Raw genomic sequence first — 14,638 nt, 5'->3', positions numbered from 1 at the left:
TACTCTTATTCAAACAAACTTATTATATCATGTTTTGCTTAAGAAAAAAGGATTGGACGGTAATTTCCAAAACTTTCTTCCTTCAGCAGTCTAGAGTGGGTAGACCTTGCGAAATTCTTCCAAAACGACCTTGCTGTCAGGGCTAAAAGTCAGTCCGGCTTCCCTCATCCACTCGGTGAAAAAGTTCTCATGAACCTGACGCCAATAGGCTAAAGATTTGTCTCCCTCCCCTTCCTTGTAGGCATGGTCTGCAGAAACTTGATTGAAAGGCTGAACGGAAACCTTGGTAATTTCGACAATGCAGACAGCCTGATCTTGACTGTCTAAAATAACATCGAAGGTCCCTTCTTGCGGAAGAGGTTCATCCTCTATTGCGTAGAGGTCGTAGGCCGAGGCAGTTGCTGTCTTTTCGCCTTTTAAAACCAAATCTGCCAAGAGATCTGCTTCCACTCCAAAAGCCCAGGCATCTATCTCATCTCCGATAGAGGGGTTGATTTGCTTGTATGCATTCCACATTTCTTGCGGTGTCATGGGTTGCTCCTTTGTAATTTTTTACTTACTTCTTTTACACGTTTGAGGTGGTCTGGATGGTCAATCTCTAAATCAAAAATCTCTGGAATAGAACTGTAGTGGATAATACACTTGATACCCATCTGATTCATTTTTTGTATGAAAGAAGTATTCAGATAGCCTGCTACAGCAAAGTCAATCTTTTTCATCCTTGCTTTATCCTGCATTTGTCTTAGCATATCTAATATTATTGGACTTTCCATATCATGCCATTGACTGTTTCTCACAGTCGCAAAAACAAAAGAAGTCAAATCATTCATTCCAACTATAATCTTTGAAATACCCGTTTCCAGTATCCTGTCCAAGTCAAAATAAGCTGACGGTAATTCAATCATTGTGCCGACTTTTCCAGTAAAACCATGCTCACGCAATACTCTAATAGCTTGTTTTAATTGGTCGGCATCATTGACAAAAGGAAAAATAACAGACAGATTGGGATTTGTTTGATAAACTTCTGTAATGACATGTGCCTCAGCCTGAAATTCATTCGGACACGCCAGCAAACGCCTTGTCCCTCTATATCCAAACAAGGGATGATTTTCATCAAAATGCTCTTTAGTCCCCTCTAAACAATTAGCTTCTGTATTTGTTAACTCTGAAAAACGATACCAAACCTCTTCATCTGAGCACAAGGAGCAAATGGTATCTAGATAATCTTTTACAAATTGCTGACAACTTGCTAATAGGATGTTTTGATTAAGCTCTCTCAGTAAGTATTCCCCACGAATCATACCGACGTGGTGCAATAACTGAGGATAAACTTTTTCAGCGATTTGCTCTCCGCTAAGGGCTAGTTGGTTTCTCATCATTCACCTTCCAACTCATGTAAGAAGTCTTGTCTAGTTCTGGAAATCCTAATAACTCTGCTTTGACCTTCAAGACTAATGGCGATGCATTTTCTTCTGTGATTTTCTGAATATCCATCCAAATATATCCGAGTGAATCATTCGCACCATCAGAGACAGCATCCGAAATAGTAACTTGAGCTTCCTTCTTGTTTATCTCAACATCATACAAGGCCATGATATGGTGAACAGTAAAATTTGTTAACTCTTCCCTGACGAAAACATCGTAGATTCGAGGATTGGAGTAGCTTCTAACAGTATATCCCGTCTCTTCCATAACTTCTCTAATCAGCGTTTCCGTCAATCCTTCACCAAGTTGCTGACTACCACCGGGTAGATCATAACGATGTTGATAAGGGCCTCTCGTTTTTTCAATGCAGAGTAACTTCCCATTTTCAAAGCAAACAGCATAGACTCCAAAGTGTTTTTTGATTTCCATTCAACTCCTCCTACTTCAAAGACCAACCACCATCAATGGTCAGGATTTGTCCTTGCATGGCGCTCGCTTTTCCACTTGCTAAGAAAAGGCTAATCTCTGCTACTTCCTCTGGCTCGATCCAGCGCTTGATTGGCGTTTCACTAGCCACCCAGTCAGCCAATCCACCTGGCTCAAAGTCGGCAGCAGTCATGGCTGTCTTGACTGCCCCTGGAGCAATCCCAAAGATCTGAATACCAGCCTCAGCATAGTCTAGAGCCAACTGCTTGGTAAAGCCAGCTAAGGCGTGCTTAGACGAGGTATAGGCGTGACCACCTCCGCCAGCTAGACTTGAGGCAATCGAACACATATTGATAATGATTCCTTTTTTATTTTCCAGCATTTGCGTCAAATAATAGCGAGTTAACTCAACAGGAGTCACATAGTTGATTTCAAAAATCTCTTGAATTTCCTGGGCTGATTGTTCCAAAAGTGGTTTGAAATCATCCAAAATTCCAGCAGTATTACACAAGACATCCACCTGAGGACACCAGTCAAAAATTGGCTCCAAGTCCAAGGTCAAATCTCTCTGTAAAAAGTGAAAATCACGCTCTAAGAGTGGATTTTCACCTTGGTCAACTCCATAAACTTGATAGCCATTCTCTAAAAAGAGTCGTGCTTGAGCCAGACCAATTCCTGAACTTACTCCCGTAATCAATACACGTCTAGTCATACACTTCTACCCAATCCGTCGCCAAAACATCACAAGGTGTCGGGCTCCACATGGAAAAACCTTCCCCTTCTCCAGACACGTTGATGAGGAAATAAGGCGTCACTTCAAGTGCAACCCCGTTTTGCTCGATAGTGTCAAAGAGTTGGACATAGTTTTCAGCCCCTCCCCAACCAGTTCGTACATATTTTTTCTTGTCCTTTAACCCAGGCAGGATTTCTTCAAAAGTCATGTTGTTCTCCTTTAATGCTACATTCTTCATTTAATTATAACAAAAAACCGTTTTCCAACGGCTTTTTGACTGTATATCTGCTAAATTCTTCCTACCACTGCAATCCGGCTTCTCTAATTTCTTTCTTAGAAGCAAATTTCCCATTTGGTCTGTGCCATCTTCCGTTTTTATCTCTAAAGTAGCCACCTGAATTTGTTGATTGCGAGTTTGATTCCTGGCTTTCTTCCTGTTCTTGTGCGGCTTTGCGAGCTTTTTCCTGTTCTTCTTCTTTTGCTTTCTTTTCAGCTGCTTCTTTTTCTTCAGCCTCTTTCTTGGCTTTTTCCTCAGCTTCCTTCTTAGCCTTTTCTTCAGCTTCTTTTTTAGCTTTTTCTTCTTTGTTTTCAACTGTATTTTTAGCCGTACCGTCCAAGTAATTGATTTCCGCATTAGCTGAAACATTGTCTAAAACGACATGCGTCACTGAATGCTGATCAACCTTTTCTTTACTACCACCTAGTTTGATTTCCAAGAGTTTGCTGTTTTCATCGATTCCCACATACTGCAATTCAATTTGTCTCGGAATCAATTCATCTTTCTGATAGATTGGGGTCACCTTGTAGTCAAGATAGTAGTTGGGGTGATTGGCCAACCAAGAGTCCAAGCGATTCTCATAGTAAAGCATACTTTCTTGATTAGTATTATCTGTACCATAATAAGTTCCAACATTTAGCCAGTTAGTCATTGGAACCAGATTCCTCTTTTCATCATTCAATCCGCTAAACTGGTACCCGATAAGATGGCCTCGACTCATCAACCAAGCTTCTTTTTTACCATCCCCATAAAAGAATTTATAGTTGTGCCATCCAACTGGATTATAAGTCAACTTGGACTCTCTCTTCTCAGTTGGCTCATCGCTGTCCTTAAGTTGAATATGAGCACCCGTTGCGCGTGATTTAGAATCCAATTCCCCAAGTTCTAGTTGTTTCTCATTTTTAAAAGGCAAGAGTCCAGCTTCTTTAAACAACTTCTCATCAAACTTGATTTGCTTCTGTTCAATTTTTTCTTCTGGGACCTTTGATTCCGCCTTATGTCCAGAACAAGCAACTAGTGTTGTGATTGAAAGCAAGGCAATTGAGAAGGATAGTAACTTTTTCATAAAATTCTCCTTTTTATATAGTAATTAGATTAATATCTCCTATTACATTTTACTATCATTTTGTTAATTGTTCAAGAATAAAGAGACTGTTATTATACTATTTCTCCTCCAATGTTTAAAACAAAAACGATAACCACTTTTTTAGTAGTTACCGTTGATTTTTTGATTAGTCTCTTCCACCAAGTTTGCTATTGATAGTCATCATGATGCTGGCTATTTTCTCACCCCAGTAAGGATCGGAAGCATAGCGAACATTCATTCCAGTTGCCTTGTTTCCAAGATGGTCTCTGCCGTAGTCGATGTAATTCTCACGAATCCACTTGGCAGCTCCTAGAATCCCTTTATCCACATTATCAAAGCTCTTGGCTGAGAGATATGGGCTCGTATCATAAGCGGCAATACCAAAGAAGTTGTTCTTATCTCTGGCAATTTGACTGCGACCCCAAGCACTTTCAAGGGCACTATGGGCCATCAAGTAAAGGGCATTGACGCCATAACGTTCTTCAGCCTCTTTGAAAGTCGCTCCTTTACCCGCTAGTGGACTATCCTGCAAGTTCATCATGGAGTAAATTTTATTCAACTCAGCTGCACTATAATTACTTGGCTCTCTCAAGTTCTTATAGAGGAAAGGATTTTTAATGGTAAAGCCATCGAAATGCTCACCATCAGTCGAGTAGTACTTCTTACCAATAACCATAGCAGATGTGTGTGGAGCTACTTTGATACTCGTGTATGGAGAGAGTTCATGGTAAAGGAATTTCCCATCACTAGTATAATGAGGGATAAACTCGCTTCCTTCATCTACTGCTGTCAAATCACTTCTATTCATGAAACCTGACAGACCAGAAATATTCACAGATATTTGAGTATTTTTGGGGGCTTGAGTATCTCCAAATGAGACAATCGTTCCCTGTGATACATAGCTTAATTTTTCTCCCGAACTACTATATACATATGCAGTGATTGGTTTAACTTTGTAATATTTAGATTCTGAAATCCACTTTCCATTGTTTTGAAAAGAATACTCTTTACCTTTAATATTAAAAGTACCTGTCACATACACACCATCTTCTTTTAGATAGTACCAAGCATCATAATCTTTGTCAAAAATCCACTCATTTTTTGCCATATATCCACCTTTTTTAAGGTAATATGAGCCACTCCATTCTTGAGAAGCATAAGCCCCTCCGGGTTTTAAATAAAACCAACTATTGTATGAATTATCAAAAATCCATTCTTTTTCTGCCATGGCACCACTATCTTTTAGATAGTAATCTTTTCTCCACTGGTTACTCAGCATTACACCATCAGTATCAAAATAGTACCATATCCCTTTTATTTTTTCCCATTTATTACGGGAAATTTTCCCAGATGCTGTAGCATAGTACCACTTGTCAGAAATTTTTACCCATGTATTTTCTGCCAAAGCACCACTATTTTGAATAAGATAATCACCAACTAAAGTATTAGTTACCATGATGCCTTCTTTATCAAAGTAATACCAAATTCCAGCGATTTTTTCCCATTTATTACGGAAAATTTTCCCAGATGCTGTAGCATAGTACCACTTGTCAGAAATTTTTACCCATGTATTTTTTGCCAAAGCACCATTATCTTGAATAAGGTAATCATCGATTATAATATTACTAATCATAACACCTTCTTTATTGAAGTAATACCATTTGTTATCGATTTGTTTCCAGTCTAAGACAGGCTGGTTATTTTCATAAAAGCGCCAGCTTCCCTGCTCCTTCTGCCAACCTTCTTTTTTGATTTCTCTACTCTTTTCCTTATTTGATGAATCTTCTTTAATGGAATCGTTCTCTTTTACAACTGAGTCTTTTCTGGTATCAACTTGAGGAACTTCTTTTTTCGGAGCAGACTCTTCTTTTTTCGGAGCAGACTCTTCTTTTTTCTCAACCACATCTGTTGTCTGAGATTTTTTTGTAACTTGAGACTCTTCGGCATACACTGCCGATTTTGCAAATCCTGCTATAGAGAGAGCAACAGTACTTGCAAGCAGTATCTTCTTCATTTTATTCTCCTTAGTAAAAAACTATATGCATTTTCTAAACCCTATTGTAACATAGTTAACCGACGGAAATATTACAAATTGATGAAGATTCTATGTCTTGTTGACGATAAGGAAGGTCTAGCTTATCTCAGACTGGCTTTGACTTCCTGACGGAGATCTTCCAAACTGCTAATGCCATATTTGTCCATGACTTTTGGCAGATTTTCGATGATGTCAGGACAGGCGTATGGATTGGTAAAGTTGGCTGTTCCAACACCGATGGCAGAGGCACCAGCCAGATACATTTCTAGCGCTGCTTCAGCCGAATCCACTCCCCCCATTCCAATGATCGGGAGGTCTGTGGTTTGGGCTACTTGACGAATGAGTTTGAGGGCGACCGGAAAAACTGCTGGGCCTGACATTCCACCTGTACCATTGGCTAGGATTGGTTTTCTAGTTTTGAGGTCAAAGCGCATACCGACAAGGGTATTGATCATGGTTAACCCACTTGCTCCTGCATCTTTTGCGGCTTTAGCAATAGTGACAACATCCGTTACACTAGGGGTTAACTTAACATAAACTGGCACATCAGAGGCTTCCACAGCTGCTTTTACCACTTCGTAGGCCAAATCAGGATCTTGCCCAATCAAAAGTCCATGATTGCCATGATCCACATTCGGACAAGAGATATTGAGCTCGATCGCTTTTACATTAGCTGCCTTGGAAATTCCTCGAGAAACGGCAGCGTACTCTTGTTTTGAAAAGCCTGCTACATTGGCGATGATGGGAAGTTTAGGATACTCTCTTTCCAGCCAAGGCAATTTCTCAGCTAAAACAGATTCTAAACCTGGATTTTGCAAGCCGATTGCATTGAGCATACCAGCAGGCGTCTCTGCAACTCTGGGAGTAGGATTACCAAAACGGGGTTCTAGAGTCGTTGCCTTAATCATAATAGAGCCTAAAAGGTCCAAATCATAGTACTTGGAATATTCCTGACCAAAACCAAAACAGCCTGATGCTGGTATGATGGGGTTTTTCAAGTCCAAGCCTGGTAGAGAAACTTGTAAACGATTTGTAGTCATGACTTTCTCCTTATAATACAACTGTTCCTGTACGGAAAACAGGACCATCTTCACAGACGCGTTGACTGACTGTCTCACTTTCTGGCACTTTTAGGACGCAAGCATAGCAGGCCCCCATCCCGCAAGCCATACGAGATTCTAGAGATAGATAGGCTCTTGGATGATCATAAAATCTTTGATTGATATACTTCATCATTCCAGGCGCTCCACATGAGTAAACAGCCTCAAATTGACTGTCTAAGTCATTGATGACGACTGATACATTTCCCTTGATACCATAAGAACCATCATCTGTCGTAACAAAAACCTGACCATATTGGGTCAATTCGGTTTCGAGAATAACAGCATCCTTGTTGGCAAAACCGAGGACTGTCAATACTTTCACCCCACGCGCATGCAATTCCTTGGCTACTTCTAGCAAGGGTGGAACACCGATTCCACCACCAACGAGGAGAACTTGGCTCTGATTGCCTAAATCAGACAAGTCAAAACCATTTCCCTGAGGCCCCATCACATCAAGAGTATCTCCCTGTCTTAAAGTTGAAAAAATAGCTGTCCCAGCCCCCTCTATCCGATAAATGAGATGACACTGCTTCTTGATCTTGTCAATAGACGAAATTGAAATAGGACGACGCAAGAGATGGACATCATCAGGCACGCGCAGATGGAGAAATTGGCCTGCTCGCATAGCTTCAACCATTTCCCCTTCTAGGACTAATTCAAAGATTGCTGGAGCGATTTCCTCCTGTGCAACAACCTTCATGGTTTCTAAACGAATGGCACCCAAACGCTTCTTACATGTAGGATTCATGATTTTCCTCCTTAAATTTTAAGGGGACCAGATAAAGAAAAGACCTTGCTATTGCAAGGTCTCAGTCGAAATAGGACAGAACTCATGCGCACACTTAAAAAGTCTCCACAGAGAGTTCCCTATCACTTTTATCTGACACCTTGTGAGTCTCTCTGGACTCCCCTTAAAGGTTAAATTTGTATTAGTATACTCTTTCAAAGTAAAAAAGTCAAGTAGAAAACGAACATTCTACTTGACTGTACAGGATTATTTTTCACGAATCACTTCGACCTTGTAACCATCAGGATCCTTGACAAAGTAATAGTTTGGTGGGTTTCCAGGTAGGCCTTTTGGCTCTGTAACCTCATAGCCTTTGTTGCTGTGTTCTTGATGAAGTGCCTCAAGGTCAGGTGTACTGAGGGCGATATGAGCAAAGCCATCTCCTACCACATAAGGGCCGTGGTCATAGTTATAGGTCAATTCCAACTCGTAGTCATCACCGTCAAGTCCTAGATAGACAATCGTGAAGGCATAATCTGGAAAATCCTTACGACGCAACTCTTTAAAACCAAAAGCATCTTGATAGAATGCAATTGATTTTTCAAGATTTTCTACTCGCAAGCAAGTGTGTAGCATTTTTGAAGCCATTTTCATTACCTCTTTCATTTGAATAGTTCCATTATACCTTTATTCAGGAAAATTTACTAGGAACTTGAACTAGAGTCCTCTTCTCTAGGTTATCATTCTATGCAGAATTTTTCCGATTTTCCTTGCGTATATTTCGAATAAGGAAAAGCAGGATAAGGACAAAGAGTCCCTCGAGGAAGTAGAAAGCAAATTCGCTATTCAAGATTAACAGGTCTTTTTCAAAATAAACTTTGCTAAAATCAGGGATAAGTGCGAATAGGATTCGGAACAGTCTTCTTAGGAAAATAAAGATTTGCAGTCCATAAATCATAAAGACCTTCTTCACACCAATCATGAAACCTTGTTCCTTTGTAAAATAAGACAAGGCAATTCCATTTAACAAGAGGACAACCGTTATGGTCAGAGTTTCATTTCTTAGGATATTTGGATTAAATATGTTTAAGCGGCTGTGAACGAAAGGCAATAATTGAAAGAGTAGGATACCCAAGATTGCTGGAAGGAGAATTTTTTTCAGAGATGGTGGAAATCCGGGACTAAATCTTGTAAAAGACAAGCAAATCACAAGGATTGCAAAAATATGGAAGTACATCATTGCAACTCCGGAAATGATCTGGCTTCGATTTACCAAAGCAGATAGGAAGCCAGCAGAAAGAAAGATACCGACAGGAATCAGCTTATCCAAAGAATAATCCCACTTCAGCCCTTGACTCACTTGGAAGCCATCGATGAGACAGAAAAATGTAATGAAAACAAGGGCCCCAATGAGACCAAACGGTAAGAATGGAGTGACGAGGGTCAATAGCAAGATGAATAGGAACCATGGATGGGGACTGTGGTAAAATTTTCGTTTTGAACCCCTAGCTGTCACTCCTTCCTCAATTAGTGTTTTCCTTAATTTTAGCATATAGACGTAAAAGAGAGACAACATACCAGCATGGACCCAAGAATTATAAATAGGTTGCTCTAGAACACTGAGTATCAGACTCACAATCGTAAAGAGGCTAAAGAATATCTGTAGAAACTTATTATTAAAGACCTGTCTTTTTTTCCAATCCAAATAAGATAACTTGGCCTTTGGATGACTGAGTTCATAAGCATAAACTGTCATCTCTTCTAGTTTCTGGTCTGTCTCCTCCGTCATCATTTGGGGAGCCATTTTAGAAGTAGGAAAAGGAGCCAAAACATATCTCAGGAGCTCACCATCTGTAAACCGATGGTACTCCTTATAGATCTGTTGAAGCAAAACCGTTAGAATGCGTGGTCTTCCTTTAAAGTAGCTTTTCCACTTATCCCAATCATTGATATCTTCATCACTCTTGGTGAGCTTATCAATATAAAGATAACCTTCATTGTACCAGTAGTCAAAATTTTCTTTTTTATCAAGTGCGTACTCCTCCACCACTGAAGGATAAGACTGGACACTCTTCCAGAAGTGAAGCTTTTTCAGATATGGATTTGATTCCTCATCACTGTAACGCTCTACAAATTGGAGAACGAGGGCTAACACTTTTGCATTGGTTAAAGGATAGACGTCCACCTTTTCTAACAAATCAAGTAGGAGCGTGTGATCTTTGACTGATTCAAAAAGATATTGCCAATCACGTAAAAGTTTATACTCGTCTTGATATGAACTATAGAGTAAAAGATATAGTTTTTCCTCAACCTCCGATGGATTTAGCAGATTATAATGATGGATATCGAATGGTTCTTCTGAATCTGCTTGTAATTCCTCAAAGTAAGCTAGAAGTTCATCATAGGCTTTTTGTTCCTCTTCTCCAACCTCTGGTTTAATCTTCTCCAAGATATAAGCCAAAACTGGAATGCAAGTAATCATTTGTTTACTGTTATTCAAGAGAAAAAGGACAGTACTAGGAGAAAATGATTGACTGAAAAATTTTATCCAAGCTCCAATCTGATTAGCTCTTTGGGAATCTTCAAGGATTGCCTGACATAAACGATAAGAAGCATACAAATTCGAAATTTCTTTTTTTGCATCTTCAAGAGACTCTCCATTTTTGTAGGCGGTAGCTCTTTTAACCTTCCAATGCTTCAGTTTATAGTAATAGCCCCAGTATCGAAAGTCAGGTATATAGTCTTCCAGCAAGGGAATGAGGATAGAGAATTGCTCCGGTTTATTAAAAATATAAACATCCATTTCCTCTAAAACGGATTGAACAATGTCCATATCATACTGATACTGATGAAAGAACTGACGCCATAGATGCTCTTGTTCTTCTGGACTGTAATCATCATTTTTAACAATACTTTCAATCGCATTTCGAATCAAATAGGCTGCTTCATTATAACTACTAAAGTCAAGAGTAGACCTTGTTGTTCCTTCTTGCCCACGGTTCTCTTCGTCACCAAACGTTTCAAAGTTGAGGGTATTCGTAGCTCTTTCTTCAGAATCTCCATTTAGCTGAACTTCCTCATCATAGTCACCAAAGTCAAGGGTTGACTTTTGCTTATCCTCTTCTGCTTTAAAGGTTTCAAAGTTAAAGGAATCGCTGAATTTATCAGTCGATTGCTGATAATCACTGAAATCAAGACTAGATCTTTCAGACTCTTCGTTCTCAGTATTCGTTTCTTCAGTCAAGTTTTCAAAATTGAGACTAGAGTTAGGCTTTTCATTCGCCTCTTCTTCAAGTTCAGCAGCTTCTTGAGAGTCACTCGCTTTTCTTAGACTATTTTCTGGTTTTGTATTTCTAGATCTCGCATAAGTCAAGGCTTTTTGATAAGCTTCAACAATTTCTTGGTAAATTTCTGGTTGGTCTTCTGGGTGATAGAGCCGAACCAGTTCAGCATAACGCCTTCTAATAAGCTTGACGTCAGTCGTTGGCTCTATCCCTAAAGTTTCCCATATATTCATAAGGTCTCCTCTTTTACAGTCCTCGCTCTAGGAAGTCTAAATAGTTTGAAAATGATTGATAAAGTTTTGGCAAATGATACACAGATGCTTGACTGACCTCTTCTTCAAATCGTCTAGTTTCAGCCATTAGCTCATCTCTTCTTCTCCCCAAGAGCATACTGTACACGCGATTCGCTTTTTCAATCAAGAAACGATAAACCTCTGTTTCTTGAGCATTAATCTTATAGCGAGTCAACTCTGCTTGCTTAGCCTTGATTTCCTTTTCTGTCAGAGTAACACTATCTTGGAGAATAACATTGCTAAAGACTTCCTGTGTTGAATCAATTTTCACTTCGACATCCAAAATTCCATTTAAATCATAGGTAAATCGAACTGTGAAACTTTCATTTACTCTAGTATTCACAGGGACGGGAACTTCTAATTCTCCTAGAAACAGGTTTTGTGATGCCTTCATCATCTCACCTTGATAGACCTTTATCTTGACTTGGCTCTGTCCCAATTCAGCCGTATAGTACTGCTCGATGCGTGAAGCAGGGAGGGTAGAATTTCGCTCAATAATCGGCGAAAAGCGGTCGCCAATTATCTCAATCCCTAGTGTAAAAGGACAAATATCAGACAGTAATAAATCTCGTATCTCACCTTGCCGCTCTTTTATTCCTGCTAAAAGGGCACAACCTCTCGCAATCATCCGATCGGGATCATCCGAAACCTGCACCACTTGATTGATACAGTAGGATAAAAAATCCTGAACCAAGCGGAGTTTCGAAGTCCCCCCAACAAGAACAAAGTTATCTGATGATACATAGCTATAGCGCGCATCCATCAAGGCACGGTCCAAAACGGCCTTAACACGGGCTAGCAGAGGTTGACAAAGCTCATAAAAACGCTGGTAGCTCAAGTCTAAAGTGTATTCCTGATCTTGGTCCAGAACTGTCATCTTCACTTCTTCTTTACTATTGAGTTCTAGTTTAGTCTTTTCAGCCTGTACCAGAGTTTTGCTATAAAATTCTCGGGAAATCGTATCCTTGGTTAATTGATTGGAGACTAAAAATTCCTCAGCAATAGCCGCAGTAAAGTCTTCTCCTCCCAAACGATTGTCCCCTGCGATTGACACGATTTCGACGATGTTATCAAATAGCTCCACAACTGAAATATCTAGCGTACCCCCACCAAAATCGACAACCACAAAAGATTGGTCTTCTTGATTGCTCATAGATTTTTTAGCAAGAGCAGCTGCGGAAGGTTCATTGATAATCCGATCAATCTGAACTCCTGCAAATTTCCCTGCTAGTTTGGTCGCATAGCGTTGAGCATCATTGAAATAGGCTGGAACACTGACAATCACTTCCTCGACCTTTTCTCCAAGATAGGTCTCTGCATCGTCTACCAACTTTCGAATGATAAAAGAACTCAATTCTTCAGCCTTATATGCTCGATTTCCTAACGTCAACTCATGCTTGGTCCCCATAAAACGCTTGAACTGAGAAACCGTCTTATCTGGGTGGGTTACCAAGCGTTCCTTGGCAATTTTTCCAACTATAATCTCATCATTGTCATCTAAAGCCACAACAGAAGGAGTTAAATACTCACCAAAAGCATTGGGAATCAGCTTGACCTGGCCATCTTGGTATACCCCTACTAAAGAATTAGTCGTTCCTAAATCAATACCTACTATCATCTTCTTCTAACTCCAAATCTTTTTTTAGATATTCCTATTATACAGGAAATATCCTATTTTCTTTGAAAAAATCTGTCATCTACTCTTTAAAATAGAGAATCATTTATGGAGAATAAAAAAGTTTCACCCTACTCTTGCGGTAAAAACCACGAGAGTAAGAATGAAACAGTTTATCATTATTTACCAAGTTTTGCTTTAGCTGCATCTGCAAGAGCTGTGAAAGCTGCTGCATCGTTAACAGCCAAGTCAGCAAGCATTTTACGGTTAACTTCGATTTCAGCCAATTTCAAACCATGCATCAATTGTGAGTATGAAAGTCCGTTCAAACGAGCTGCCGCATTGATACGAGTGATCCACAATTTACGGAAGTCACGTTTTTTCTGACGACGGTCACGGTATGCATAGTAGTAAGAGTTCATTACTTGTTCTTTTGCAGTACGGAACAAGATGTGTTTAGCTCCATAGTAACCTTTTGCTAATTTAAGAATACGTTTACGACGTTTGCGTGATACAACGCCACCTTTAACACGTGCCATGTTTTATTTCCTCCAAATATTTCCTAGAATTGTTTACTTACTGTTAGGCTATTATTTCAAGCGAGTAAGCATTGCTTTGATACGTTTGAAATCTCCTGAATGCACCATAGATGCTTTACGAAGATGACGACGTTGTTTCTTAGTTTTTCCGTGGAAACGGTGAGAAGTGTAAGCACGGAAACGTTTAAGTCCACCAGAACCTGTACGTTTGAAACGTTTAGCTGATGCGCGGTGTGTTTTTTGTTTTGGCATGATTTTTTCTCCTTTATTTAACTTTCTGACAATTATTTTTTGTCAGTTGCTGGCGCCAACTGCATGAACATTTGGCGTCCATCCATCTTAGCTCGTTGTTCGATGATCGCAATATCTTGTGTTGCTTCAGCAAACTCGGCTAAAACTTTTGCACCAATCTCTTTATGGGTAATCATACGACCCTTAAAGCGGATAGATACCTTAACTTTATTTCCTTTTTCAAGGAACTTGCGTGCATTGCGAAGTTTTGTGTCAAAGTCACCCTTGTCAATAGTTGGACTCAGACGAACTTCTTTCACAGTAACAACACTTTGTTTTTTACGTTGTTCTTTTTGCTTTTTCTGGTACTCAAATTTGAACTTACCGTAGTCCATAATTTTAGCAACAGGTGGCTTTGCTTGGGGTTGGATCAATACTAAGTCAACATTTGCACTATCAGCTAATGCTTGCGCTTCACTGAGTGGCTTGATGCCTAGCTGTTCTCCCTCAAGACCGATCAAGCGAACTTCACGTACACGAATTTCATCATTGATGAATAAGTCTTGCTTTGCTATGGTTTTCACCTCTTTTTTATTATTAGAGAAAAACAATAGCGGACTCGTAATGATACAAGCCCGCACGTTATGATAGCGTTTCTTAGAAACTTTTCATCCGTAGGGCCAGGCAACTTGATGTCACAAGGCGAGAAGCTCTCACTTCTGCTTTTCTCAACTTTTATATGATACCAAGTTTTCTATTCCTTGTCAAGATAAAAAGTCAATTTTTTCGAAAAACTTTCTGTTTTCTTCTTGATGTCCGCATCAAAAAGAGAGAACCATTCCGGTTCCCTCTCTGTGTTAGTT

15 protein-coding genes and 1 other annotated feature are annotated in these 14,638 nt (G+C 39.7%); all 15 genes read right to left on the bottom strand.

The window, feature by feature from the left end:
* Positions 1–90: 90 nt before the first annotated feature.
* The gene (locus FD735_RS03920; protein WP_084921940.1) at positions 91–531 is read right to left on the bottom strand and encodes an ASCH domain-containing protein; all 441 of its coding nucleotides are present in this window, start codon (positions 529–531) and stop codon (positions 91–93) included.
* On the bottom strand, positions 528–1,376 hold the full coding sequence (locus tag FD735_RS03915; RefSeq protein WP_139658532.1) for a putative PEP-binding protein: 849 nt from the start codon (positions 1,374–1,376) through the stop codon (positions 528–530). Before FD735_RS03915 ends, FD735_RS03920 begins: the two co-directional genes overlap by 4 nt.
* Complete coding sequence (locus tag FD735_RS03910) at positions 1,354–1,854, bottom strand: NUDIX hydrolase (protein WP_125390973.1); 501 nt, start codon at positions 1,852–1,854, stop codon at positions 1,354–1,356. Before FD735_RS03910 ends, FD735_RS03915 begins: the two co-directional genes overlap by 23 nt.
* Before the next feature lie 10 nt (positions 1,855–1,864).
* Complete coding sequence (locus tag FD735_RS03905; protein ID WP_139658531.1) at positions 1,865–2,563, bottom strand: 3-oxoacyl-ACP reductase; 699 nt, start codon at positions 2,561–2,563, stop codon at positions 1,865–1,867.
* Positions 2,556–2,792 carry a DUF2829 domain-containing protein gene (locus tag FD735_RS03900; protein ID WP_125390971.1) on the bottom strand — a complete coding sequence of 79 codons (237 nt, stop codon included), beginning with the start codon at positions 2,790–2,792 and terminating at the stop codon, positions 2,556–2,558. The genes FD735_RS03905 and FD735_RS03900 overlap by 8 nt, the downstream gene beginning before the upstream one ends.
* A 91-nt stretch (positions 2,793–2,883) precedes the next feature.
* Positions 2,884–3,927: a DNA/RNA non-specific endonuclease gene (locus FD735_RS03895; RefSeq protein ID WP_139658530.1), complete on the bottom strand. Its 1,044-nt coding sequence runs from the start codon at positions 3,925–3,927 to the stop codon at positions 2,884–2,886.
* A gap of 166 nt (positions 3,928–4,093) precedes the next feature.
* Entirely contained in the window at positions 4,094–5,962 is a 1,869-nt protein-coding gene (locus tag FD735_RS03890) for a glucosaminidase domain-containing protein (protein WP_125390969.1), read from the bottom strand.
* Positions 5,963–6,084: 122 nt separating this feature from the next.
* Positions 6,085–7,071, bottom strand: a complete 987-nt coding sequence (locus FD735_RS03885) for a dihydroorotate dehydrogenase (protein ID WP_176553054.1) — start codon at positions 7,069–7,071, stop codon at positions 6,085–6,087.
* Positions 7,034–7,834 (bottom strand): dihydroorotate dehydrogenase electron transfer subunit, encoded by an 801-nt coding sequence (locus FD735_RS03880; protein ID WP_139658528.1) that lies wholly within the window; start codon positions 7,832–7,834, stop codon positions 7,034–7,036. The genes FD735_RS03885 and FD735_RS03880 overlap by 38 nt, the downstream gene beginning before the upstream one ends.
* Positions 7,835–8,080: 246 nt before the next feature.
* Complete coding sequence (locus FD735_RS03875; RefSeq protein ID WP_042902591.1) at positions 8,081–8,461, bottom strand: VOC family protein; 381 nt, start codon at positions 8,459–8,461, stop codon at positions 8,081–8,083.
* A gap of 97 nt (positions 8,462–8,558) precedes the next feature.
* Complete coding sequence (locus tag FD735_RS03870) at positions 8,559–11,330, bottom strand: J domain-containing protein (protein ID WP_139658527.1); 2,772 nt, start codon at positions 11,328–11,330, stop codon at positions 8,559–8,561.
* A 13-nt stretch (positions 11,331–11,343) separates the two neighbouring features.
* Complete coding sequence (locus tag FD735_RS03865) at positions 11,344–13,008, bottom strand: molecular chaperone HscC (RefSeq protein WP_139658526.1); 1,665 nt, start codon at positions 13,006–13,008, stop codon at positions 11,344–11,346.
* 176 nt (positions 13,009–13,184) lie between these two features.
* Entirely contained in the window at positions 13,185–13,544 is a 360-nt protein-coding gene (gene rplT, locus FD735_RS03860) for a 50S ribosomal protein L20 (RefSeq protein ID WP_000124830.1), read from the bottom strand.
* A 51-nt stretch (positions 13,545–13,595) separates the two neighbouring features.
* Positions 13,596–13,796 carry a 50S ribosomal protein L35 gene (gene rpmI / locus FD735_RS03855; protein ID WP_001125942.1) on the bottom strand — a complete coding sequence of 67 codons (201 nt, stop codon included), beginning with the start codon at positions 13,794–13,796 and terminating at the stop codon, positions 13,596–13,598.
* Between the two features lie 32 nt (positions 13,797–13,828).
* Positions 13,829–14,359: a translation initiation factor IF-3 gene (gene infC / locus FD735_RS03850; protein ID WP_000848184.1), complete on the bottom strand. Its 531-nt coding sequence runs from the start codon at positions 14,357–14,359 to the stop codon at positions 13,829–13,831.
* A 15-nt stretch (positions 14,360–14,374) separates the two neighbouring features.
* Positions 14,375–14,506: a sequence feature (ribosomal protein L20 leader region), on the bottom strand.
* Between the last annotated feature and the right edge of the window lie 132 nt (positions 14,507–14,638).

Origin of the sequence: Streptococcus sp. 1643, from assembly GCF_006228325.1 — a bacterium.
Classification (GTDB): Bacteria; Bacillota; Bacilli; order Lactobacillales; family Streptococcaceae; genus Streptococcus.
This window is presented reverse-complemented; position numbering and strand designations above follow the sequence as displayed.

Coding starts and splice junctions, on each gene's coding strand:
- FD735_RS03920 (WP_084921940.1), bottom strand. CDS start 531: ATGACACCGCAAGAAATGTGGAATGCATACAAGCAAATCAACCCCTCT.
- FD735_RS03915 (WP_139658532.1), bottom strand. CDS start 1,376: ATGAGAAACCAACTAGCCCTTAGCGGAGAGCAAATCGCTGAAAAAGTT.
- FD735_RS03910 (WP_125390973.1), bottom strand. CDS start 1,854: ATGGAAATCAAAAAACACTTTGGAGTCTATGCTGTTTGCTTTGAAAAT.
- FD735_RS03905 (WP_139658531.1), bottom strand. CDS start 2,563: ATGACTAGACGTGTATTGATTACGGGAGTAAGTTCAGGAATTGGTCTG.
- FD735_RS03900 (WP_125390971.1), bottom strand. CDS start 2,792: ATGACTTTTGAAGAAATCCTGCCTGGGTTAAAGGACAAGAAAAAATAT.
- FD735_RS03895 (WP_139658530.1), bottom strand. CDS start 3,927: ATGAAAAAGTTACTATCCTTCTCAATTGCCTTGCTTTCAATCACAACA.
- FD735_RS03890 (WP_125390969.1), bottom strand. CDS start 5,962: ATGAAGAAGATACTGCTTGCAAGTACTGTTGCTCTCTCTATAGCAGGA.
- FD735_RS03885 (WP_176553054.1), bottom strand. CDS start 7,071: ATGGTCCTGTTTTCCGTACAGGAACAGTTGTATTATAAGGAGAAAGTC.
- FD735_RS03880 (WP_139658528.1), bottom strand. CDS start 7,834: ATGAATCCTACATGTAAGAAGCGTTTGGGTGCCATTCGTTTAGAAACC.
- FD735_RS03875 (WP_042902591.1), bottom strand. CDS start 8,461: ATGGCTTCAAAAATGCTACACACTTGCTTGCGAGTAGAAAATCTTGAA.
- FD735_RS03870 (WP_139658527.1), bottom strand. CDS start 11,330: ATGAATATATGGGAAACTTTAGGGATAGAGCCAACGACTGACGTCAAG.
- FD735_RS03865 (WP_139658526.1), bottom strand. CDS start 13,008: ATGATAGTAGGTATTGATTTAGGAACGACTAATTCTTTAGTAGGGGTA.
- rplT (WP_000124830.1), bottom strand. CDS start 13,544: ATGGCACGTGTTAAAGGTGGCGTTGTATCACGCAAACGTCGTAAACGT.
- rpmI (WP_001125942.1), bottom strand. CDS start 13,796: ATGCCAAAACAAAAAACACACCGCGCATCAGCTAAACGTTTCAAACGT.